Here is a 236-nt window from a genome sequence, read left to right as displayed (position 1 = left end):
AATATGCTCAGCGTGCTGATGCAGGTGTTCATGATCGTCTCGGTCGCCGCCCTCGTCTGGGTCTGCTGGGGCTACAGCATGGCGTTCACGGGCGGCTCGCCCTATGTCGGCGGGCTCAGCAAGGCGTTCCTCGCCGGGGTCAGCGCCACGACTTACGGCGCGACCTTCTCCAACAACGTCTACATTCCCGAATACGCGTTCGTCGTGTTCCAGATGACCTTCGCGTGCATCACGCC

Annotated in this window: 1 pseudogene; it reads left to right on the top strand. The window is 62.3% G+C overall.

The features are described from left to right. Positions 1-236 (top strand): annotated as a pseudogene (locus AC0IYH_RS33995) (ammonium transporter); the annotation flags it as partial.

It is taken from the genome of Pseudomonas sp. AC463, from assembly GCF_979253585.1.
The sequence above is the reverse complement of the archived record's forward strand: the minus strand, read 5'-3'. Positions and strand labels throughout refer to the sequence as shown.